Here is a 20,670-nt window from a genome sequence, read left to right on the forward strand (position 1 = left end):
GGAGCCGCTCCCACAGTTGATCGTTGTTGTTTGGCAGATTGCATTCCAAACCATTCGCCAAAAAAAACGCCAACCCTAGGGTTGGCGTTTTTGTGCAGTGCTTACAGCATCACTGCGGCTTCTTGCGACCAAAACCTGGACGCTGACCCGAACCGGCCGGCGCGCCACGGCGCTTGCCCGAGGGTGCATCGTCTACCAACTTCAGCGCTGGGCGCTTTTTCGGCGCAGGCTTGGCTGGGCGCTTGGTGCTGGCACTGTCAGCCGGGCGATCCGTCGCCGGAGCACCACGACCCGACTCGCCACGGTTACTGCGACCGCCCGCTGGCGCATCACCACGACCTGCCGGGCGCGGCGTGCGTGGAGCACGCTCACCGTCCTGACGAGCAGGTGCCGACGGACGACGATCACCTTCCACGTGCGGTTCACGGGAGATGCGACCGCCAGTAGCCGGTGCATCCAAGGCTGGGCGTACAGTGCGTGCAACACGCTCGGTGCGAGCCACTGGGCGCGACGATTTACGCTGCATACGCTCAAGCTTGTCTTTGCTCTTGGCGTTCATCTGCGGCATGGCTACAGGCGTCAAGCCCACTTCAGCACTCAGAATGTCGACTTCGTACTGGCTCATTTCGCGCCAGCGACCCATCGGCAGGTCGGAGTTGAGGAACACCGGACCGAAACGCACGCGCTTCAGGCGGCTGACCACCAAGCCCTGGGACTCCCACAGACGACGCACTTCACGGTTACGGCCTTCCATCACTACGCAGTGGTACCAATGGTTGAAGCCTTCGCCGCCTGGCGCCTGCTTGATGTCGGTGAACCTGGCCGGGCCATCTTCCAGCACGACGCCGGCTTTCAGGCGCTCGATCATCTCGTCATCGACTTCGCCCCGTACACGTACCGCGTATTCGCGGTCCATTTCGTAGGACGGGTGCATCAGGCGGTTGGCCAGTTCACCGTCGGTGGTGAACATCAGCAGGCCAGTGGTGTTGATGTCGAGACGACCGATGTTGATCCAGCGACCTTCTTTAGGGCGCGGCATCTTGTCGAATACGGTAGGACGGCCTTCCGGGTCGTCACGGGTGCAGATTTCGCCATCAGGCTTGTTGTACATGATGACGCGGCGCACCGATTCGGCGGCCTCTTCACGCTTGATGACCTTGCCATCAATGGTGATGGCGTCGTGCAGGTCGACGCGCTGGCCAAGGGTGGCTTCAACGCCATTGACCTTGATTCGCTTTTGGGTGATCCAGGCTTCTACGTCACGGCGCGAGCCGACGCCGATACGGGCGAGGACTTTCTGCAGCTTTTCGCCTGCAGGGCCAATTTCCTGGCTGTCTTTCTGGTCTTGGTCACTCATCTTAAGCACCTCCCGGTGTGTCGATTCAGGCTTGGCCTGAAGATAGTAAAAGCTGGGCTGTTGGCGAACGCATCGCCAAAGGGTCGCGAATCATACGCTCATGGCGAGCGTTGCGCATCAGAGACTAGTCGAGAAGCGCTGGATCATTTGTTTTTCCGCCGACCGGTGGCTTTCCTGGACGAAGTTGGTCCCCATGTGGGAGCGGGCTTGCTCGCGAAAGCGGTGGGTCAGTCATACATGTATTGGCTGACACTCCGCTTTCGCGAGCAAGTCGAATCGTCGCACCGCCGCTCCCACATTGGGGTTCAGCGGAGCCTGACAGATCGGGTCACTCTTCGAATTGGCGGCGCTCATTTTCAATGGCCTCGGCCAATGCCTGGGCCTCGGCCTCTTCATCACTCAGTTCCGGCTGCTCAAGAGCGGCCACGGCGGCCAGGAGTTTCTCCCGGGCTTCGGCCACACCGAGGATGTCTTCCTCGGGTTCGGGTTCGGGCTCAGCGTCATCAACCTCGACCTCAGCCTCGACTTCAACATTCACCGTCATTTCCGGATCAGGCTCGCTCACTCCATCGCGCAGCAAATCGTCGAAGTCGGTCTTGATCCCCTGTTCCATATCATCCAGTTCCAGCAACAACGTATGGAAACTGGTTTCATCCTTGGGCTCTTCCGGCTCGGCACTGGCATCGGCCAGTTCCTGCAACGCAGCAGGCACCGGCACGTCGTCGAAGTCCAATATCGGATCCGGCTCTATTTCCCGCAGCTCGGCCAGGGGTGGCAAGTCGTCGAGGTTCTTCAGGTTGAAGTGATCGAGAAACACTTTGGTGGTGGCAAACATCGCGGGCTTCCCGGGCACATCACGGTAGCCAACGATGCGGATCCACTCACGCTCCAGCAATGTCTTGACAATATGGCTGTTGACCGCCACGCCCCGCACGTCTTCGATCTCGCCACGGGTGATGGGTTGGCGATAGGCGATCAGTGCCATGGTCTCCAGCATCGCCCGCGAATAACGCTGCGGGCGCTCTTCCCACAAGCGGCCGACCCACGGCGAGAATTTCTCGCGGATTTGCAGGCGGTAGCCCGAAGCAACCTCGCGCAGTTCGAACGCCCGGCCATCGCAGGACTTGCGCAGGATCTCCAAGGCCTTCTTGAACACCGGCGGTTCCGGGCGCTCAGCCTCTTCAAACAGCTCGAACAAGCGCTCCAGGGATTGCGGCTTGCCCGAGGCCAGGAGAAAAGCCTCCAGCAACGGGGCCAGTTCGCGGGGTTCAGTCAAATTCATCGATTCAGCTCTTTATTCGGCTCGCGCCCGCACGTGGATAGCCGCAAAAGGCTCATTCTGTACCAGCTCGACCAAGGATTCCTTGACCAGTTCGAGGATCGCCATAAACGTCACCACCACCCCCAGGCGCCCTTCTTCTTTGGTAAACAACTCGACAAAGGGCACGAAACCGCCGCCTTTGAGGCGCTCCAGCACATCGCTCATGCGCTCGCGGGTGGACAAGGCTTCACGGCTGACCTGATGGCTTTCAAACATATCGCCACGGCGCAGCACCTCGGCCATGGACATCAGCAATTCTTCCAGGCTCACATCCGGCAACAGCTTGCGCGCCCGCGCTTCCGGGGCATCAAGCTTGGGCACCACCACATCACGACCGACCCGGCTCAGGCCGTCAATGCCTTCGGCCGCGGCCTTGAAGCGCTCGTATTCCTGCAAGCGTCGGATCAGTTCGGCGCGCGGGTCATCCTCTTCCGCTTCGATGGTCTCCGAACGCGGCAACAGCATGCGCGACTTGATCTCCGCCAACATCGCGGCCATCACCAGGTACTCGGCGGCCAGTTCCAGGCGCACCGACTGCATCAATTCGACATAGCCCATGTACTGACGGGTGATTTCCGCCACCGGAATGTCGAGAATGTTGATGTTCTGCTTGCGGATCAGGTACAGCAGCAAGTCCAGCGGGCCTTCGAAGGCTTCGAGGAAGACTTCCAGGGCATCCGGCGGAATGTACAGGTCCAGGGGCATTTCCATGACCGCCTGGCCGTAGACCATGGCGAATGGCAGCTCCTGCTGGGCGCCGGCCTGGCTGTCGACGGTTTCCACGACCGACATTCAGGCCTCGACCATGAACGGGGCCGGGTCGCCGCAACCGACGCGGACCACTTCCGGCTCGCCATCGGCCAGGTTGATCACGGTGGAGGCCTTGTTGCCGCCGTAGCCACCGTCAATGATCAGGTCGACGTGTTTTTCCAGCAACCGACGCATTTCGTAGGGGTCGTACAAGGGCTCGGTTTCCCCAGGCAGGATCAGCGACACGCTCATCAACGGTTCGCCCAGTTCCTCCAACAGCGCCAGCGCAATCGGGTGCTCCGGAACCCGCAAGCCGATGGTGCGCTTCTTCGGGTGCAGCAACAGGCGCGGCACTTCGCGGGTGGCGTTGAGAATGAAGGTGTAGGGCCCCGGCGTGTGGGCCTTGAGCAGTCGGAAGGTGCCGGTGTCGACCTTGGCGAACAACCCCAACTGGGAAAGGTCGCTGCAAATCAGCGCGAAGTTGTGATTTTTGTCCAGGTTACGAAGGCGTCTTACCCGTTCAACGGCGTTTTTGTCGCCGATCTGGCAACCGATGGCGTACGACGAGTCCGTGGGATAGATCACCACGCCGCCGGCACGGATGATCTCCGCCGCCTGTTTGATCAGGCGCGCTTGCGGGTTTTCCGGATGAATCTGGAAAAATTGACTCACGTTCTCTACCTGTTCAGACGGTGGCAATAATGGGGTCATGCTTGAACCGACACCAAAGGGGCGGCAAATCTTCCGGGAGTTGACGGTATTCGCCAATCTCCGACCAGCCGCCAGGGCCATGGAAATCACTGCCGGCACTCACCAGCAGTCCGAACTCACGGGCCAGAATCGCCAGGCTGCCCACCTGCTCGGCGGGTTGATGCCCGTTGACCACTTCGATGGCGTGGCCACCCGCTTGAATATAGTCGCCAATCAGTTTGCGGCGTTTACTACGAGTAAAGTCGTAGTGCCAGGGATGCGCCAGGCTGACCCAGGCGCCTGCCGCGCGCAACGTGGCGACGGTGTCCTCCAGGGTTGGCCAGTGTTGCTTGACGTCCCCCAGCTTGCCCGCCCCCAGCCATTTTCGGAACGCCTCGGCGCGATCCTTTACAAAACCTTCACGCACCATCCAGTCGGCAAAATGCGGACGGGCCGGCGCGTTGCCGCTATCCCCCAGTTCCTGCTGAATGGCGCGGGCGCCATCCAGACCGTTGGGCATACCCTTGAGCGCCAGTTTTCGGCTTATTTCTTCGGACCGCAGCCAGCGGCCATCGTGCAATTTGGCGATGGCCTCCACCAGTGGCGGCGCGTTTACGTCAAAACCATAGCCCAGTACATGAATGGTTGCGCCGCCCCAGGTGCAGGACAATTCAACGCCATTGACCAGTTGCATCCCCAGGGTATTCGCCGCAACGCGGGCCTCTTCCAGGCCTTCGAGGGTGTCGTGGTCGGTCAACGCCAGGACTCGCACGCCTTTTTCAAACGCACGCGCAACCAGTACCGCGGGCGCCAGGGCGCCGTCGGAGGCCGTGCTGTGGCAGTGCAAATCAACATTCACGGGAGTGTGTAACCTCAAGTCAGCTGGCGCTTTCGCTACCAAGGATGTTTGTTATTATGCCGCCACATCCAGCTTCTGGCTCTTACTGTGAAACAATTCATCGACTTCATCCCGCTGTTACTGTTTTTCATCGTCTACAAGCTCGACCCTCGGGTCATCGATATCGCAGGCCATGAGCTGACGGTCGGTGGCATCTACAGCGCCACCGCGGTGCTGATCATCAGCTCCCTGGTGGTCTACGGCGCCCTCTTCATCTCCCAGCGCAAACTGGAAAAAAGCCAATGGCTGACCCTGATCGCCTGCCTGGTTTTCGGCAGCCTGACCCTGGCCTTCCACAGCGAAACCTTCCTTAAATGGAAAGCCCCGGTAGTCAACTGGCTGTTCGCCCTGGCCTTCATCGGCAGCCACTTCATCGGTGATCGCCTGCTGATCAAGCGAATCATGGGCCACGCGCTGACATTGCCGGAGCCGGTCTGGACTCGCCTGAACATCGCCTGGATTGCGTTTTTCCTGTTCTGCGGCGCGGCTAACCTGTTCGTCGCCTTTACCTTTCAGAACTACTGGGTCGACTTCAAGGTCTTCGGCAGCCTGGGCATGACCGTGCTGTTCCTGGTCGCCCAAGGCATCTACCTGTCGCGCCACCTGCATGACACCGACCCTACCACGCCGAAAACCGAGGACTGACATGCTCTACGCCATCATTGCTACCGACGTTGCCAACTCGTTGGAAAAACGCCTGGCCGCGCGCCCGGCCCACCTCGAGCGCCTGAAACAGCTGCAAGCCGAAGGGCGCGTGGTGCTTGCCGGTCCTCACCCGGCCGTCGACAGCAATGATCCTGGCGCAGCCGGTTTCACTGGCAGCCTGATCGTTGCCGAGTTCGCCTCCCTGCCCGATGCCCAGGCCTGGGCAGACGCCGATCCATATGTCGCGGCAGGCGTCTATACCAATGTCGTGATCAAACCGTTCAAACAAGTCCTGCCTTGACCCGGCTACGCTGAACCTATTGAGTTCGGCGTACTCCTATCGCTCATCATTCTCGGTAAGCTGCCGACAACGTGCTGAACAATCGATTGGAATCAGGAGTTCCGATGCGCTTAAGTCAGTTGTGTCTGTTGGCAGTGTTAACGATCGGGGCAACCGCCCATGCTGAAGAGACCTCGAACACCGGCAGTTTCACGCCCCTGTCCTTGAGTGCTGGCAGCCAGATCACCGAGTTGCAGCAACGCTTGAAGGAAAGCGAACGACTGCGTGACGAACTGAGCAAACAATTGCAAAGCACCGAATTGAAAGGCGCCGATGCCTCACGCGACAGTGCCCAATTGAATCGACTGCGCCAGGAGAACCAACGCCTGGTCCAGCAACTCAAAGAAGCACAGGGCACGGTGTTGCCACGCTGGCTGACTGAGCAGCAACAATGGTTTGTGACAGGTGCAGGAGTAGCGCTGATCGCCCTGCTATGCGGTATCTTTGCCAGCGGCGGGCACCGGCGCCGTCGACAATGGCTAAATTGAGTGAGTCATGAGCGAGCTGTTACTGATAGACGATGACCAGGAGCTCTGTGAGCTGCTGACCAGTTGGTTGAGCCAGGAAGGTTTCCAGGTGCGCGCTTGCCATGATGGCCTGAGCGCGCGCAAAGCGTTGGCCGAAGCCGCCCCCTCAGCGGTGGTGCTTGACGTGATGCTGCCCGACGGCAGCGGTCTGGAATTGCTCAAACAATTGCGTAGCGATCACCCGGAGCTGCCAGTGCTGATGCTCTCGGCCCGGGGCGAACCGCTGGACCGCATCCTCGGCCTGGAACTGGGCGCTGATGATTATCTGGCCAAGCCCTGTGACCCCCGGGAGTTGACCGCTCGTTTGCGCGCTGTATTGCGGCGCAGCCATCCGGCTGCGGTGTCGACCCAGCTGGAGCTGGGCGACCTGTGCTTCAGCCCGGTGCGCGGCGTGGTCACCATCGACGAGCAGGAATTTGCCCTCACCGTCTCCGAAAGCCGTCTGCTGGAAGCCTTGCTGCGCCAGCCGGGCGAGCCGCTGGACAAGCAGGAACTGGCGCAAATCGCCCTGGGCCGCAAGCTGACCCTGTACGACCGCAGCCTGGACATGCACGTCAGCAACCTGCGCAAGAAGATCGGCCCCCACTCGGATGGCCGACCACGGATCATGGCGCTGCGCAGCCGTGGTTACTACTACAGCCTCTGATGTTCCCTCTGTCGCCGCTGCCGAGGCATGAGGCTGCGATGGGTGGCGCAGCCGCCCCCGGGGCGACCCTGCGGACCGCATCGCAGCCTCGTGCCTCGGCAGCGGCTACAGAAAATCAGGTCCCCAGTTTTGTAAGCCTGCGCCAAAATCGTCTTTACCCAAGCTTTACCCTCCCCTGACCGCCGCTGACCTTGATCTCCTTAATCTACTCACATCCGGACTCACCGGAATCGAGACAGGAGAAACACCATGCGCAAGACCCTTATCGCTCTGATGTTCGCGGCAGCCCTGCCTACTGTTGCCATGGCGGCCATGCCAGAAGGCCAAGGCCCAATGGGCGGGTCCGAAGGCCACATGATGGGCGGCCCGGGCCATGGCGGCGAACACGGCATGCGTGGCAAAGGCGGCCCCTTCAGCCAGCTTGATCTGAGCCGCGAACAGCGCCAGCAGATCGGCAAATTGATGGGCCAGCAAATGCACGGTCGCAAGGAACTGGTCAAAAAGTACCTGGATAAACTCCCGGCCGCCGACCAGAAAGCCATGCAAGACGAAATGGCTGCCGCCAAGCAGAAAACCCAGACTGACATTCGCGCCGTGCTGAAGCCCGATCAACAGAAGAAATTCGACGAGATCGTGAAAAAACAAGCCGAGCGCCGTGCCGAGTGGAAGGAATTCCAGGCCTGGAAAGCGCAACAACCGCAAAAAGCGCAATAATGACCTAGCTTCACTCCCAGCCCAGTGGCCTGTGCCACTGGGCTTTTCCTGTTTGAGGGTTTCCCGTGCGTTCATTGTTCTGGCGCATCCTTGCCAGCTTCTGGCTGGCTATCGCCCTGGTTGCCGGGTTGTCGCTCCTGCTTGGGCATATGCTCAACCAGGATGCCTGGATTCTCAGCCGCCACCCCGGACTCGCCAACCTCGCCGAAGAATGGACCCAGCTCTACGAAGCCCAGGGCGAGGACGCTGCCCAGGACTTGCTGCAACAGCGCAAGCGCCAGTACCACATCGACGTGCAAGTGCTTAACGAAAGCGGCGAACCGGTGGTACGCGGTACCTTTCCGCGCCGGGCCGCCGCCTTCGAAGCGCGACAAAACGACAACCAGGACCGCCACCTGCCCTGGCGCCGGCTGACCGCTGAATACACCAGCGCGAAAACGGGCGACACCTACCTATTGATCTACCGCATTCCCCACCCGGAACTGGACGCCTGGCACCGCAGCAGCCTGCTGTGGCCCTTCAGTGCGCTGACCATTGCCCTGGTGGTGCTGACCCTGTTCAGCCTGTTGGTGACGCTCTCCATCACCCGCCCCCTCAGTCGCCTGCGCAGCGCAGTGCATGACCTGGGCCAGACCACTTATCAGCAAAACAGCCTGGCGCAACTGTCTAACCGCCGTGATGAATTTGGCGTGCTGGCTACCGATTTCAACCGCATGGGCGCACGCCTGCAAAGCCTGATCAGCAGTCAACGCCAGCTACTGCGGGACGTGTCCCACGAATTGCGCTCGCCCCTGGCTCGCCTGCGGATCGCCCTGGCCCTGGCGGAACGCGCCACGCCCGACGCTCGGGAAAAACTCTGGCCACGCCTGACCCGCGAATGCGACCGTCTGGAGGCCTTGATCAGCGAGATCCTGGTGCTGGCCCGCGTCGATGCCGACAATGCCAGCGCCGAAGACATCGAACTCACCCCGCTGCTCAAGACCCTGCAAAAAGATGCCCTGCTCGGCGCGCCGGACCAACCCGTGCAGCTCGAAGCCCAAGCGGGGCTGCAGCTCAAGGGCTGGCCGACGATGATCGAGCGCGCACTGGACAACTTGCTGCGCAACGCCCAACGCTTCAACCCGCCAGGACTGCCGATTGAAATGCAGGCCCAACGCCAGGGCGAGCGTATTGTGATCAGCGTGCGCGACCACGGCCCCGGCGTGGATACCGAGCATTTGGGCCAACTGGGCGAGCCGTTTTACCGCGCTCCCGGGCAAACCGCCCAAGGCCATGGCCTGGGCCTGGCCATCGCACGCCGCGCCGCCGAACGCCATGGCGGCAGCCTGATTCTGGCCAATCACCCCGGAGGCGGATTTATCGCGAGCCTCGACTTGCCGTTGGAGCCGGGGGTTGCAGTACAACCCTAAGGTTGTTCTATGCTGGCCCTTCTCTTATGGAGGGCCTTTGATGACTGATCTGCTCACATCCATCCAAGCTGCACTCGACCTGCCACGTACCCCGCTGACCTTCACCGAGGCTGGCGCCCTGCCTTCGACCTTTGCCGTGACTGAATTGGCCAGCGCTACTGTCGGCGCAGCAGGCCAGGCCGTTGCCGAGTTGCTGCAACAACAAACCGGACGCCTGCCCACGATTTGCGTGGACCGGCGCCTCGCCTCCTTCTGGTTTTCCACGTCGCTACGCCCCGTCGGCTGGACCGTACCGCCGCTGTGGGACCCGATTGCCGGGGACTACGCCAGCGCCGATGGCTGGATCCGCCTGCACACCAACGCGCCCCACCACCGCGCCGCCGCCGAGCGGGTGTTGGGGCAAGTGGCTGATCGTGAGGCCATGGCGCTCAAGGTCGCCCAATGGAACGCTGCTGAACTGGAACAAGCCATCGTCGACGAGGGTGGCTGTGCGGCGCAGATGCGCTCGTGGCAAGACTGGCAGGCCCATCCTCAAGGCCTGGCGGTCAATCAGGAGCCACTGATCCAACACCAAACCAGCGATGCCGTCAGCGAAAAACCCTGGCTCGGTTCAGTGGCGCGCCCCTTGGCCGGTATCAAGGTGCTCGACCTGACTCGCGTTCTGGCGGGCCCGGTGGCCAGCCGCTTTCTCGCAGGGTTAGGCGCCGATGTATTGCGCATCGACTCCCCCGACTGGAACGAAGCGGGCGTGGTGCCGGAAATGACCCTGGGTAAACGCTGCGCTCGCCTGGACCTGAAGAACCCAGGTGACCGGAGGGTCTTCGAAGACCTGCTCAAGGACGCCGATATTCTGTTCCATGGCTACCGCGCCGATGCCCTGGAGCAATTGGGATACGGAGCCGCCGAGTTGCAGCTACTCGCACCGGGCCTGATCGACGTCAGCCTCAACGCCTATGGCTGGAGCGGCCCATGGCGCAATCGCCGAGGCTTCGACAGCCTGGTGCAGATGAGCAGCGGCATTGCTCAGGCCGGCATGCAGTGGAAACAGGCCAACAAGCCGGTACCGTTGCCGTTACAGGCACTGGACCATGCCACCGGTTACTTGATGGCAGCAGGTGCGATTCGGGCGCTGAGTGAGCGGCTGAAATCCGGCCGGGGCAGTTCGGCGCTGCTGTCACTGGCGCGCACGGCGAAATTATTGGTGGAGGCTGGGCTGACCACCGAACAACCCGCGCTGAGAGCCGAAGAGCCTGCCGATCAGGGGCTGGTGGTGGAGCAAACGGCCTGGGGACAGGCCCATCGCTTGCTGGCGCCGCTTACCATCAGCGGCACGCCGTTGCAGTGGGATTTGCCGGCGGGAGAATTGGGGTCACATCGGCCTCAATGGTGACCTTCCGATTGCCATCGCAGGCAAGCCAGCTCCCACATTTGACCGAGTTTCCAGCAACAGCACCGATCAAGTGTGGGAGCTGGCTTGCCTGCGAAGAGGCCCTGAAAAGCACCCTCAATCTGCCCGGCTCAGCGACGTCCACAAATGCTGCGCCGCATACGCTCTAAGCGGCCGCCAGGCCTCGGCCCGCGCCAGTAACTGGCGTGCGGTAACGGGGCCGCCTTCCAGTGCCGCCAACGCATTGATCAAACCGATATCCCCCGACGCAAACGCATCCGGCTCGCGCATCTGGCGCATGGCTATGTACTGCGCGGTCCAGTCGCCAATCCCCGGCAACTCGATCAACCGCGTTACAACGTCCTTGAGACTGGCCTTGGGCTGGAAGATCTGCGGATCATCCAACAACGCCTGGGCCACGCCCGATAAGGTTCGCCCACGACTTTTCGGCATGCCCAGGCTGGCCAGATCCGCTGCCGCCAGCACCTCGGCCACAGGAAAGACGTGCGTCACGCCCGCATGTGGTGTCATCAGTGGCTCGCCATAGTGCGCAACCAGCTTGCCCGCCAAACGAATGGCCGCGACCACCGTAATCTGCTGTCCCAAAACCGCCCGAATCGCCACTTCCAGGCCATCCCACGCCCCTGGCACCCGCAGGCCCGGACGCGCCGCCACCAGCCGTGCCATCAAGGGATCGGCTGCCAGTTGTCGATTGATCCTTCGCGGATCAGCGTCCAGGTCAAACATCGCCCGCAAACGCCGGACAATCTCCGGCAAGGCATCCGGCTCAGCGAAGTCGACCGTCACCTCAAGCCAATCCCCCGCACCCGACGCAACACTGATCCAGCCATGCCGACCATCGATGCTGATGCTGCGCGTATACATACCCGCCACCACCGTCTCCAACCCGCTGATCGCCCGCGCCGCCAAAAAACCCAGCATCGCCTCCCAGTCATAAGGGGCTTGATACGCCAACTGCACCTTCACAATGACAACACCCCGCTGTACAACCCATACGCCGCCAGGCTCGCCCCGGCGATCACGCAGCCGAAAATGCCTTTTTCCACACGGGTAAACAAGGGCTGACCCTGTTCGTGCTTGGCCTGAGCAAACAGAATCACCCCCGGTGCATACAGCAACGCCGACAGCAGCAAATACTTCAAGCCACCGGCGTAGAGCAGCCAGATCGCATAGCCCAAAGCGATTACGCCGATCAGCAGATCTTTCATCCGCTGGCCGTGGGCGCCTTCATAGGTGTCACCGCGCCCGCTCAACAACACCGCATAGGCTGCCGACCACAGGTAGGGCACCAGAATCATCGACGAAGCCAGATAAATCAGCGTGGTGTAGGTGCTTTCCGAGAACAGGGTGATCACCAGGAAAATCTGGATCATCACATTGGTCAGCCACAACGCATTGACCGGCACATGATTGACGTTTTCCTTTTTCAGGAACGCCGGCATCGTCCGGTCATGGGCGGTGGCATAGAGGATTTCGGCACACAGCAACGCCCAGGACAACAACGCGCCCAGCAACGAAACCGCCAGGCCGATACTGATCAACAGCGCCCCCCACGGGCCGACGATATGCTCCAGCACACCGGCCAGGGACGGATTCTGCAAGGTGGCCAATTCCGGTTGGCTCATGATCCCCAGCGACAGCACGTTCACCAGCACCAGCAGTGCCAATACCCCGAGAAAACCGATCACTGTGGCCCGGCCCACGTCCGAACGTTTCTCAGCCCGCGCCGAATAGACGCTGGCGCCCTCGATGCCGATAAACACGAACACGGTGACCAGCATCATGTTGCGCACCTGATCCACCACGCTGCCAAAGTTCGGGTTGCTCAAGCCCCAGATATCCCGAATAAAGATATCGGCCTTGAACGCCACGGCGGCGATGACGATAAACATCAGCAGCGGCACGATCTTGGCCACAGTGGTGATCTGGTTGATGAAGGCCGCCTCCTTGATCCCGCGCAGTACCAGAAAGTGCACGGCCCACAGCAACAGCGAGGCACAGGCGATGGCAATGGGCGTGTTGCCTTGGCCGAACACCGGGAAGAAGTAGCCCAATGTGCTGAACAGCAGCACAAAGTAACCGACGTTGCCCATCCAGGCGCTGATCCAGTAACCCCAGGCGGACGAAAAACCCATGTAGTCGCCAAACCCGGCCTTGGCGTAGGCATACACACCGGCGTCCAGTTCAGGCTTGCGGTTGGCCAGAGTCTGGAACACAAAGGCCAGGGCCAGCATGCCAACGGCGGTGATTGCCCAACCGATCAGCACCGCCCCTACTTCGGCCCGCGCCGCCATGTTCTGCGGCAACGAGAAGATCCCGCCACCCACCATCGAACCCACCACTAGCGCGATCAATGCGCTGAGTCGAAGTTTTTGCGCCGGTTGCGACATGGGTACTCCCAATAGAAAAACAGTCTTTGCGCCAACAACTGTTACAGGCGACTAATGTGCGCTGCACGTTCAACGTTTATTAGATATAGCGAATAAAACACCGCACCTCATAACTTAAAGGCATGGCAATAAATAGAGTTTAGGCAAATTTGGAATTTAAATACGGCTGGAACTTTCCTGACTGCGGGCTATTTGGCAAACCCTCCTGAAAAAATTTGCACATCTGGGAAAACGGACTAGCTTCAAACGTCCACGCCTATGAGAAATCTTGTCATCTGAAACGGAGAACGGCTCTGGAACAAGCCTCTTCGAGGGATCTTATTGCCTGCGTTCTTTCATCATAAGCCATTAATTCACAATGGAATGTGCCAATGAAGTGATCTGAGTCAGCTGTTTGATTAGCGCACGGATTTATTCTGTGGTCTCTCTTCTCCTGCATTGGAGTCATGCAATGTCTGAATCTCCCGGAAAACTCCGACTCGGTGCCCTGGTTGCACTTGTCGTGGGCTCAATGATTGGTGGCGGGATCTTCTCACTTCCACAAAACATGGCCGCCAGTGCCGATGTCGGCGCGGTGTTGATCGGCTGGGTAATTACCGCCATCGGTATGTTGACCCTCGCTTTTGTCTTCCAAACCCTGGCCAACCGCAAACCCGATCTGGACGGCGGCGTGTATGCCTACGCCAAGGCCGGCTTCGGCGACTACATGGGTTTTTCGTCCGCCTGGGGTTACTGGATCAGTGCCTGGCTGGGCAACGTCGGTTACTTCGTGCTGTTGTTCAGCACCCTCGGTTACTTCTTTCCGATCTTCGGCGAAGGCAACACCCCGGCGGCGGTGATCGGCGCCTCGGTGTTGCTGTGGGCCGTGCACTTCCTGGTACTGCGCGGGATCAAGGAAGCGGCGTTCATCAACCTGGTGACCACCGTCGCCAAGGTCGTGCCGCTGGTGCTGTTTGTATTGATCGCGCTCTTCGCGTTCAAACTGGACATCTTCACCGCCGACATCTGGGGCGTAAAAAATCCGGACCTGGGCAGCGTGATGAACCAGGTGCGCAACATGATGCTGGTCACCGTCTGGGTATTTATCGGCATCGAGGGCGCGAGCATCTTCTCGTCCCGCGCCGAAAAACGCTCCGACGTCGGCAAGGCCACGGTGATTGGTTTCATCACGGTGCTGCTGTTCCTGATGCTGGTGAACGTGCTGTCGCTGGGGATCATGACCCAACCGGAACTGGCCAAGCTGCAGAACCCGTCGATGGCCGCCGTGCTGGAGCATGTAGTGGGCCACTGGGGTGCGGTGCTGATCAGCGTCGGCTTGATCATCTCGCTGTTGGGAGCGTTGCTGTCGTGGGTGCTGCTGTGTGCGGAGATCATGTTCGCCGCCGCCAAAGACCACACCATGCCGGCGTTCCTGCGTAAGGAAAACGCCAACCACGTGCCGGTCAACGCCCTGTGGCTGACCAACGCCATGGTGCAGATTTTCCTGGTGATCACCCTGTTCTCCGCCAGCACCTACCTGTCGCTGATCTACCTCGCCACCTCAATGATCCTGGTGCCTTACCTGTGGTCGGCGGCCTATGGACTGCTGTTGGCGGTGCGCGGCGAGACCTACGAAAACGCCCTGGGCGAACGCAAGAAAGACCTATTCATCGGTGCCATCGCCCTGATCTACGCGGTCTGGCTGTTGTACGCCGGCGGCACCAAGTACCTGCTGCTGTCCGCCCTGCTCTATGCCCCCGGCGCGATCCTGTTCGCCAAGGCCAAGCATGAACTGGGCAAACCGATTTTCACCCACGTCGAGAAGCTGATTTTCGCCGCAGTGGTCATAGGCGCCCTGGTGGCTGCCTATGGGCTCTATGACGGCTTCTTGACTCTGTAGCTGTTATCCAAAGAAAGCTTTGTTCACTGGAGGATCTGTAATGACCACGGAAAAAGTGAAGTACGGCGTACATTCCGAAGCCGGCAAACTGCGCAAAGTCATGGTGTGCTCCCCAGGTTTGGCCCACCAGCGGCTGACCCCCAACAACTGCGATGAACTGCTGTTCGATGATGTGCTGTGGGTGGCCCAGGCCAAGCGCGACCATTTCGATTTCGTGACCAAGATGCGCGAGCGGGATATCGATGTGCTGGAAATGCACAACCTGCTGACCGACATTGTTGCCATCCCCGAAGCCCTGGACTGGATCCTGGAGCGCAAGATCACCGCCAACCAGGTCGGCCTCGGTCTGGTCAATGAAGTGGGCTCGTGGCTGCGTAGCCTGGAGCCGCGCAAAGTCGCCGAGTTTTTGATTGGCGGCGTGTCGGCCGACGACCTGCCGAGCAGCTTCGGTGGCAAGACCATCGAAATGTTCCGCGACTTCCTCGGGCATTCGAGCTTCATTCTGCCGCCGCTGCCTAACACCCAATTCACCCGCGACACCACGTGCTGGATCTTCGGCGGCGTGACGCTGAACCCGATGTATTGGCCCGCGCGACGCCAGGAAACCTTGCTGGCCAGCGCCATCTACAAATTCCACCCCGAGTTCACCAACGCCGACTTCCAGGTCTGGTACGGCGACCCGGATCAGGAACACGGTAACGCCACGCTGGAAGGCGGTGACGTGATGCCTATCGGCAACGGCGTGGTGTTGATCGGTATGGGCGAGCGCTCGTCCCGCCAGGCTATCGGCCAGCTGGCGCTGAACCTGTTCAAGCACAAGGCTGTAGAGCGCGTGATCGTCGCCGGCCTGCCGAAATCCCGCGCCGCGATGCACCTCGATACGGTGTTCAGCTTCTGCGACCGCGACCTGGTCACGATCTTCCCGGAAGTGGTCAGCCAGATAGTCGCCTTCACCCTGCGCCCTGACGAGAGCAAGCCCGGTGGTATCGATATCCAACGGGAAAAAACCAGCTTCCTCGACACCGTCGCTGCAGCCCTGAACCTGAAAACCCTGCGCGTGGTGGAAACCGGCGGCAACAGCTTCGCCGCCGAGCGCGAGCAGTGGGATGACGGCAATAACGTGGTGGCCGTCGAGCCAGGTGTGGTGATCGGCTATGACCGCAACACCTACACCAACACCCTGCTGCGCAAGGCCGGTGTGGAGGTCATCACCATCAGCGCCGGCGAACTGGGCCGTGGACGCGGCGGCGGCCACTGCATGACCTGCCCGATCATTCGCGACCCTATCGACTACTAACCCTAAATTTTTTAACTTATTGCGACCCGGCGCTGTGAAAGCGTAGCGAGCGCAGGAAAGACAAGGCAAAAACAGGCGAGGAAGCGGAGTTTACTGGTTGTAAATGAGCATTCCGAGCCTGTTTTTAACGCAGGATTTCCAAGCGCAGTAGCTTTCACAGTGTCGGGGAAGGAGATCCACCATGGCTTTTAATATGCGCAACCGCAGCCTGCTCTCGCTGATGCACCACACCACTCGCGAGCTGCACTACCTGCTGGACCTGTCCCGTGACCTCAAGCGCGCCAAATACACCGGCACCGAGCGCCCGCACTTGCAGGGCAAAAACATCGCGCTGATCTTCGAAAAAACCTCGACCCGCACGCGCTGCGCGTTCGAAGTGGCGGCCCACGACCAAGGAGCCCACGTCACCTACATCGACCCGGTGTCATCGCAGATCGGCCACAAAGAAAGCATGAAAGACACCGCCCGCGTCCTCGGTCGCATGTTCGATGCCATCGAGTACCGTGGCTTCGAACAGGAAATCGTCGAAGAACTGGCCAAATTCGCCGGCGTGCCCGTGTTCAACGGCCTGACCGCTGAGTTCCACCCAACCCAAATGATCGCCGACACCCTGACCATGCGCGAACACAGCGATAAGCCGCTGCATGACATCAGCTACGCCTACCTCGGTGACGCCCGCTACAACATGGGCAACTCACTGCTGATGATCGGTGCCAAGCTGGGTATGGACGTGCGCATTGGCGCGCCAAAAGCCCTGTGGCCCCATGAAGACTTCATCAAGCAGTGCCAGGCGTTTGCTGAAGAAAGCGGCGCGCGCATCACCATCACCGAAGACCCGAAAGAGGCTGTTAAAGGCGTGGACTTCATCCACACCGATATCTGGGTGTCCATGGGTGAGCCAGTGGAAGCGTGGGACGAGCGTATCGAGCAGCTGCTGCCGTACCAGGTCAACGCCAAGATGATGAAAGCCTCGGGCAACCCTCGGGTGAAGTTCATGCACTGCCTGCCAGCGTTCCATAACAGCGAAACCAAGGTCGGCAAGGACATCGCCGCGCGGTATCCAAACCTGGCCAATGGCGTGGAAGTGACCGAAGAGGTGTTTGAGTCCCCGGCCAACATCGCCTTTGAGCAGGCGGAAAACCGCATGCATACCATCAAGGCGATTCTGGTCTCCGCACTGGCGGATATCTAACTCTCGCTGTCGGAACACAGTCAGTGTGGGAGCGGCGGTGCGACGATTCGACTTGCTCGCGAAAGCGGGGTGTCAGTTGATACATCTGGTGGCTGATCCACCGCATTCGCGAGCAAGTCGAATCGTCGCACCGCCGCTCCCACATTTTGTCCTGTGTTCACAAAGCTGATTTCTGAAAGGACACTCTGTATGCGTATCGTCGTAGCACTGGGCGGCAACGCCCTTCTGCGCCGTGGTGAACCCATGACCGCAGACAATCAACGCGCCAACATCCGCATCGCCACCGAACAGATCGCCAAGATCCACGCCGGCAACGAGCTGGTCATCGCCCATGGCAATGGCCCGCAAGTGGGCCTGCTGTCGTTGCAGGCGGCGGCCTACACCCAAGTCTCGCCTTACCCGCTGGACGTGCTGGGCGCCGAAACCGAAGGCATGATCGGCTACATCATCGAACAGGAACTGGGCAACCTGCTGGACTTCCAAGTGCCGTTCGCCACGCTGCTGACCCAGGTGGAAGTGGACGCCAAGGACCCCGCGTTCCAGAACCCGAGCAAACCCATCGGCCCGGTCTACTCGAAAGCCGAAGCCGAAAAACTCGCGGCCGAAAAAGGCTGGACCATCGCTCCCGATGGCGACAAATATCGCCGCGTGGTCGCCAGCCCCCGGCCCAAACGCATTTTTGAAATCCGCCCGATTAGCTGGCTGCTGGAAAAAGGCAGCATCGTGATCTGCGCCGGTGGCGGCGGGATTCCGACGATGTATGGCGAAGACGGCAAGCTCCAGGGCATTGAAGCGGTGATCGACAAAGACCTCTGCTCATCCCTGCTGGCCGGGCAACTGGGCGCCGACTTGCTGGTGATCGCCACCGACGTCAATGCCGCTTTTATCGACTTCGGCAAACCGACCCAGAAGGCCATCGGCCAGGCTCATCCCGACGAAATGGAAAAACTCGGCTTCGCCGCCGGCTCCATGGGGCCCAAGGTTCAGGCCGCGTGCGAGTTCGCCCGCCAGACTGGAAAAACCGCAGTGATCGGTTCACTCTCGGACATCGAAGCTATCGTCCAGGGCCATGCCGGCACGCGTATCAGCACAGCAAAACCTGGGATCACCTATCGATAAAGTGGAGGAGAAACGCCTATGGCCACGTTTGAACCCGGACACCTGCACATCGAACGCCACGCGCTGACCAAGGACGACTACAGCTACAACCTGTGCATCGACTATGAAGTCAGTCAGGACCCCAAGGAAGGCAAGGGAATGCTGTTCAAGATGCATGGCTCGGTGCAGGGCAAGGACCTCAAGGAGGAGTTTTTCCTGCCCAAGGACCAGGCATTCGATTTTGCCCGGCACGCGATGAACATTGCACAGAAGTACGGCATGCCGAAGATTGCCGTGCTCAATGGCTCGATGCACAAGCAGTACGACTTAATGTTTGAGGATGTGCGCCATCAGTTGGATGTGAAGCCGGGGGATCCGGTGAAACCCGAACATCTCGAATAACCCGCCTTGTCCTAACACAGCAGATCAAATGTGGGAGCGGGCTTGCTCGCGAAAGCGGTGGTTCAGTGACAGATGGGTTGACTGATACACCGCCTTCGCGAGCAAGCCCGCTCCCACACTTTGATCTCCGTCACCCGCCGGATTTCACCTGACCCCCTCCTCCAAGGCATACTTGCCACCTCTCGCACGCCAGAACCCAGAACCGCCCCATGCGTATCCACGTCAGCTTCATCGACCGCGTCGGCATTACCCAGGAAGTCCTGGCCCTGCTCGGTGGGCGCAATCTCAATCTGGATGCGGTGGAAATGGTCCCACCCAACGTCTATATCGACGCGCCTACCTTGAGCGCCGAGGTCCTGGAAGAACTGCGTGACGCGCTGTTCAGCGTCCACGGCGTACAGGCCGTGACGGTGGTGGACATCCTCCCCGGCCAACGCCGTCATCTGCAGCTCGACGCCCTGCTCGCCGCCATGACCGACCCGGTATTGGCTCTGGACAGTGCCGGCAAGATCCTGCTGGCCAACCCGGCGCTCATTGCGCTGTATGGCCGCGAGCCGGCCGGTGAAAGCATCAACGCGCTGTTCGACGACCCCATGCTGCTGACCACCTTGCTGGACCATGGCTTTCGCCTACCCCTGCGGGAAATCAGCGTCAACGGCCAAACCCTGTTGCTGGACGCCACCCCGATCACCGACGCCGGCGCACTGCTGACCCTGTACCCACCCAACCGTATCGGTGAGCAACTGTCGGCGCTGCACCATGACCATGCCGAAGGTTTCGATGCACTGTTGGGCGAATCCCCCGCGATCCGCACCCTCAAGGCCCGTGCCCAACGCGTGGCGGCCCTTGATGCCCCCTTGTTGATCCAGGGCGAAACCGGCACCGGCAAGGAACTGGTGGCACGGGCCTGCCACGCCATCAGCGCGCGGCACAGTTCACCGTTTCTCGCTTTGAACTGCGCGGCACTGCCGGAGAACCTGGCCGAGAGTGAACTGTTCGGCTACGCCCCCGGCGCCTTTACCGGTGCCCAGCGCGGCGGCAAGCCGGGGCTGATGGAACTGGCCAACCAAGGCACGGTGTTTCTCGATGAAATCGGCGAGATGTCGCCGTATTTGCAGGCCAAGCTGCTGCGATTCCTGAATGACGGCAGCTTTCGCCGGGTAGGCGGCGACCGTGAGGTCAAGGTCAACGTGCGGATCCTCAGCGCCACCCACCGTGACCTGGAAAAAATGGTCAGCGAAGGCACCTTCCGCGAAGACTTGTTCTACCGCCTGAACGTCCTCAACGTCGAAGTCCCGCCCCTGCGCGAGCGCGGCCAGGACATCCTGTTGCTGGCCCGCTACTTCATGCAGCAAGCCTGCGCGCAGATCCAGCGCCCGGTCTGCCGCCTGGCGCCGGGCACCTATCCGGCGCTGCTGGGCAACCGTTGGCCGGGTAACGTGCGCCAGCTGCAAAACGTGATCTTTCGCGCTGCCGCCATTTGCGAAAGCAGCCTGGTGGACATTGGCGACCTGGACATTGCTGGTACATCGGTGGCGCGCCAGAGTGATGGTGAAGTCGACAGCCTGGAACAGGCGGTGGAGGACTTTGAGCGCGGGTTACTGGAGAAGCTGTATGCCAGCTATCCGTCCACTCGCCAATTGGCGAGCCGCCTGCAGACCTCCCACACCGCCATCGCCCATCGCCTGCGTAAGTACGGTATTCCGA

The 20,670-nt window shown here is 60.6% G+C and carries 20 protein-coding genes; 13 read left to right on the forward strand and 7 right to left on the reverse strand.

The annotated features are described in order from the left end of the window. Nucleotides 1–109: 109 nt before the first annotated feature. From rluB to J7E41_RS19040, 5 genes are all read right to left on the reverse strand, one after another. Nucleotides 110–1,357: a 23S rRNA pseudouridine(2605) synthase RluB gene (gene rluB, locus J7E41_RS19020; RefSeq protein ID WP_214995140.1), complete on the reverse strand. Its 1,248-nt coding sequence runs from the start codon at nt 1,355–1,357 to the stop codon at nt 110–112. Between the two features lie 328 nt (nt 1,358–1,685). Beyond that, on the reverse strand, nt 1,686–2,639 hold the full coding sequence (gene scpB / locus J7E41_RS19025; protein ID WP_214995142.1) for an SMC-Scp complex subunit ScpB: 954 nt from the start codon (nt 2,637–2,639) through the stop codon (nt 1,686–1,688). Nucleotides 2,640–2,651: 12 nt separating this feature from the next. Then, complete coding sequence (locus tag J7E41_RS19030; protein ID WP_169875663.1) at nt 2,652–3,350, reverse strand: segregation and condensation protein A; 699 nt, start codon at nt 3,348–3,350, stop codon at nt 2,652–2,654. Nucleotides 3,351–3,470: 120 nt separating this feature from the next. Further along, nucleotides 3,471–4,100 (reverse strand): L-threonylcarbamoyladenylate synthase, encoded by a 630-nt coding sequence (locus J7E41_RS19035; protein ID WP_214995144.1) that lies wholly within the window; start codon nt 4,098–4,100, stop codon nt 3,471–3,473. A 13-nt stretch (nt 4,101–4,113) separates the two neighbouring features. Further along, a complete protein-coding gene (locus J7E41_RS19040) occupies nt 4,114–4,977 on the reverse strand; it encodes a PHP domain-containing protein (RefSeq protein ID WP_214995146.1) in 864 nt (287 codons plus the stop codon). A gap of 87 nt (nt 4,978–5,064) precedes the next feature. Between J7E41_RS19040 and J7E41_RS19045 the strand changes: the two genes are divergently transcribed. The 7 genes from J7E41_RS19045 (at nt 5,065) to J7E41_RS19075 (ending at nt 10,687) form a co-directional block, all read left to right on the forward strand. After that, on the forward strand, nt 5,065–5,661 hold the full coding sequence (locus J7E41_RS19045; protein ID WP_169355986.1) for a septation protein A: 597 nt from the start codon (nt 5,065–5,067) through the stop codon (nt 5,659–5,661). A 1-nt stretch (nt 5,662) separates the two neighbouring features. Beyond that, complete coding sequence (locus J7E41_RS19050) at nt 5,663–5,962, forward strand: YciI family protein (protein WP_214995148.1); 300 nt, start codon at nt 5,663–5,665, stop codon at nt 5,960–5,962. A 104-nt stretch (nt 5,963–6,066) separates the two neighbouring features. Continuing rightward, entirely contained in the window at nt 6,067–6,489 is a 423-nt protein-coding gene (locus J7E41_RS19055) for a translation initiation factor 2 (protein ID WP_214995150.1), read from the forward strand. Nucleotides 6,490–6,496: 7 nt separating this feature from the next. After that, on the forward strand, nt 6,497–7,174 hold the full coding sequence (locus J7E41_RS19060) for a response regulator transcription factor (protein WP_214995153.1): 678 nt from the start codon (nt 6,497–6,499) through the stop codon (nt 7,172–7,174). A 249-nt stretch (nt 7,175–7,423) separates the two neighbouring features. After that, nucleotides 7,424–7,888 carry an LTXXQ domain protein gene (locus J7E41_RS19065; RefSeq protein WP_169355990.1) on the forward strand — a complete coding sequence of 155 codons (465 nt, stop codon included), beginning with the start codon at nt 7,424–7,426 and terminating at the stop codon, nt 7,886–7,888. 65 nt (nt 7,889–7,953) lie between these two features. Then, nucleotides 7,954–9,297 carry a sensor histidine kinase gene (locus tag J7E41_RS19070; RefSeq protein WP_214995155.1) on the forward strand — a complete coding sequence of 448 codons (1,344 nt, stop codon included), beginning with the start codon at nt 7,954–7,956 and terminating at the stop codon, nt 9,295–9,297. A gap of 40 nt (nt 9,298–9,337) precedes the next feature. Then, complete coding sequence (locus J7E41_RS19075) at nt 9,338–10,687, forward strand: CoA transferase (protein ID WP_214995157.1); 1,350 nt, start codon at nt 9,338–9,340, stop codon at nt 10,685–10,687. A gap of 114 nt (nt 10,688–10,801) precedes the next feature. Here the strand turns inward: J7E41_RS19075 and J7E41_RS19080 are convergent, their stop codons facing one another. Both J7E41_RS19080 and arcD (J7E41_RS19085) read right to left on the reverse strand, forming a co-directional pair. Further along, entirely contained in the window at nt 10,802–11,665 is an 864-nt protein-coding gene (locus J7E41_RS19080) for a DNA-3-methyladenine glycosylase family protein (RefSeq protein WP_214995368.1), read from the reverse strand. Nucleotides 11,666–11,667: 2 nt separating this feature from the next. Then, nucleotides 11,668–13,095, reverse strand: coding sequence for an arginine-ornithine antiporter (arcD, locus tag J7E41_RS19085; RefSeq protein WP_214995159.1), 1,428 nt, complete (start codon nt 13,093–13,095; stop codon nt 11,668–11,670). A gap of 451 nt (nt 13,096–13,546) precedes the next feature. Between arcD (J7E41_RS19085) and arcD (J7E41_RS19090) the strand changes: the two genes are divergently transcribed. From arcD (J7E41_RS19090) to J7E41_RS19115, 6 genes are all read left to right on the forward strand, one after another. After that, nucleotides 13,547–14,974 (forward strand): arginine-ornithine antiporter, encoded by a 1,428-nt coding sequence (gene arcD, locus J7E41_RS19090; protein ID WP_214995161.1) that lies wholly within the window; start codon nt 13,547–13,549, stop codon nt 14,972–14,974. 40 nt (nt 14,975–15,014) lie between these two features. Beyond that, nucleotides 15,015–16,271, forward strand: a complete 1,257-nt coding sequence (gene arcA / locus J7E41_RS19095; protein WP_214995163.1) for an arginine deiminase — start codon at nt 15,015–15,017, stop codon at nt 16,269–16,271. 181 nt (nt 16,272–16,452) lie between these two features. After that, on the forward strand, nt 16,453–17,463 hold the full coding sequence (locus J7E41_RS19100; RefSeq protein WP_027605559.1) for an ornithine carbamoyltransferase: 1,011 nt from the start codon (nt 16,453–16,455) through the stop codon (nt 17,461–17,463). Nucleotides 17,464–17,652: 189 nt separating this feature from the next. Then, nucleotides 17,653–18,582 carry a carbamate kinase gene (gene arcC / locus J7E41_RS19105; RefSeq protein ID WP_214995165.1) on the forward strand — a complete coding sequence of 310 codons (930 nt, stop codon included), beginning with the start codon at nt 17,653–17,655 and terminating at the stop codon, nt 18,580–18,582. 18 nt (nt 18,583–18,600) lie between these two features. Further along, the gene (locus J7E41_RS19110; protein WP_214995167.1) at nt 18,601–18,963 is read left to right on the forward strand and encodes a DUF5064 family protein; all 363 of its coding nucleotides are present in this window, start codon (nt 18,601–18,603) and stop codon (nt 18,961–18,963) included. A 209-nt stretch (nt 18,964–19,172) separates the two neighbouring features. Further along, nucleotides 19,173–20,670: sigma-54-dependent transcriptional regulator (locus tag J7E41_RS19115; protein ID WP_214995169.1), on the forward strand; the 1,498-nt coding region annotated here is incomplete at its 3' end.

Source organism: Pseudomonas fluorescens, assembly GCF_018614655.1.
GTDB lineage: Bacteria > Pseudomonadota > Gammaproteobacteria > Pseudomonadales > Pseudomonadaceae > Aquipseudomonas > Aquipseudomonas fluorescens_BX.

Bases quoted from the DNA above. Each gene is read 5' to 3' on its own strand.
- rluB (WP_214995140.1), bottom strand. From the start codon at position 1,357: ATGAGTGACCAAGACCAGAAAGACAGCCAGGAAATTGGCCCTGCAGGC.
- scpB (WP_214995142.1), bottom strand. From the start codon at position 2,639: ATGAATTTGACTGAACCCCGCGAACTGGCCCCGTTGCTGGAGGCTTTT.
- J7E41_RS19050 (WP_214995148.1), top strand. From the start codon at position 5,663: ATGCTCTACGCCATCATTGCTACCGACGTTGCCAACTCGTTGGAAAAA.
- J7E41_RS19055 (WP_214995150.1), top strand. From the start codon at position 6,067: ATGCGCTTAAGTCAGTTGTGTCTGTTGGCAGTGTTAACGATCGGGGCA.
- J7E41_RS19060 (WP_214995153.1), top strand. From the start codon at position 6,497: ATGAGCGAGCTGTTACTGATAGACGATGACCAGGAGCTCTGTGAGCTG.
- J7E41_RS19065 (WP_169355990.1), top strand. From the start codon at position 7,424: ATGCGCAAGACCCTTATCGCTCTGATGTTCGCGGCAGCCCTGCCTACT.
- J7E41_RS19075 (WP_214995157.1), top strand. From the start codon at position 9,338: ATGACTGATCTGCTCACATCCATCCAAGCTGCACTCGACCTGCCACGT.
- arcD (WP_214995159.1), bottom strand. From the start codon at position 13,095: ATGTCGCAACCGGCGCAAAAACTTCGACTCAGCGCATTGATCGCGCTA.
- arcD (WP_214995161.1), top strand. From the start codon at position 13,547: ATGTCTGAATCTCCCGGAAAACTCCGACTCGGTGCCCTGGTTGCACTT.
- arcA (WP_214995163.1), top strand. From the start codon at position 15,015: ATGACCACGGAAAAAGTGAAGTACGGCGTACATTCCGAAGCCGGCAAA.
- J7E41_RS19100 (WP_027605559.1), top strand. From the start codon at position 16,453: ATGGCTTTTAATATGCGCAACCGCAGCCTGCTCTCGCTGATGCACCAC.
- arcC (WP_214995165.1), top strand. From the start codon at position 17,653: ATGCGTATCGTCGTAGCACTGGGCGGCAACGCCCTTCTGCGCCGTGGT.
- J7E41_RS19110 (WP_214995167.1), top strand. From the start codon at position 18,601: ATGGCCACGTTTGAACCCGGACACCTGCACATCGAACGCCACGCGCTG.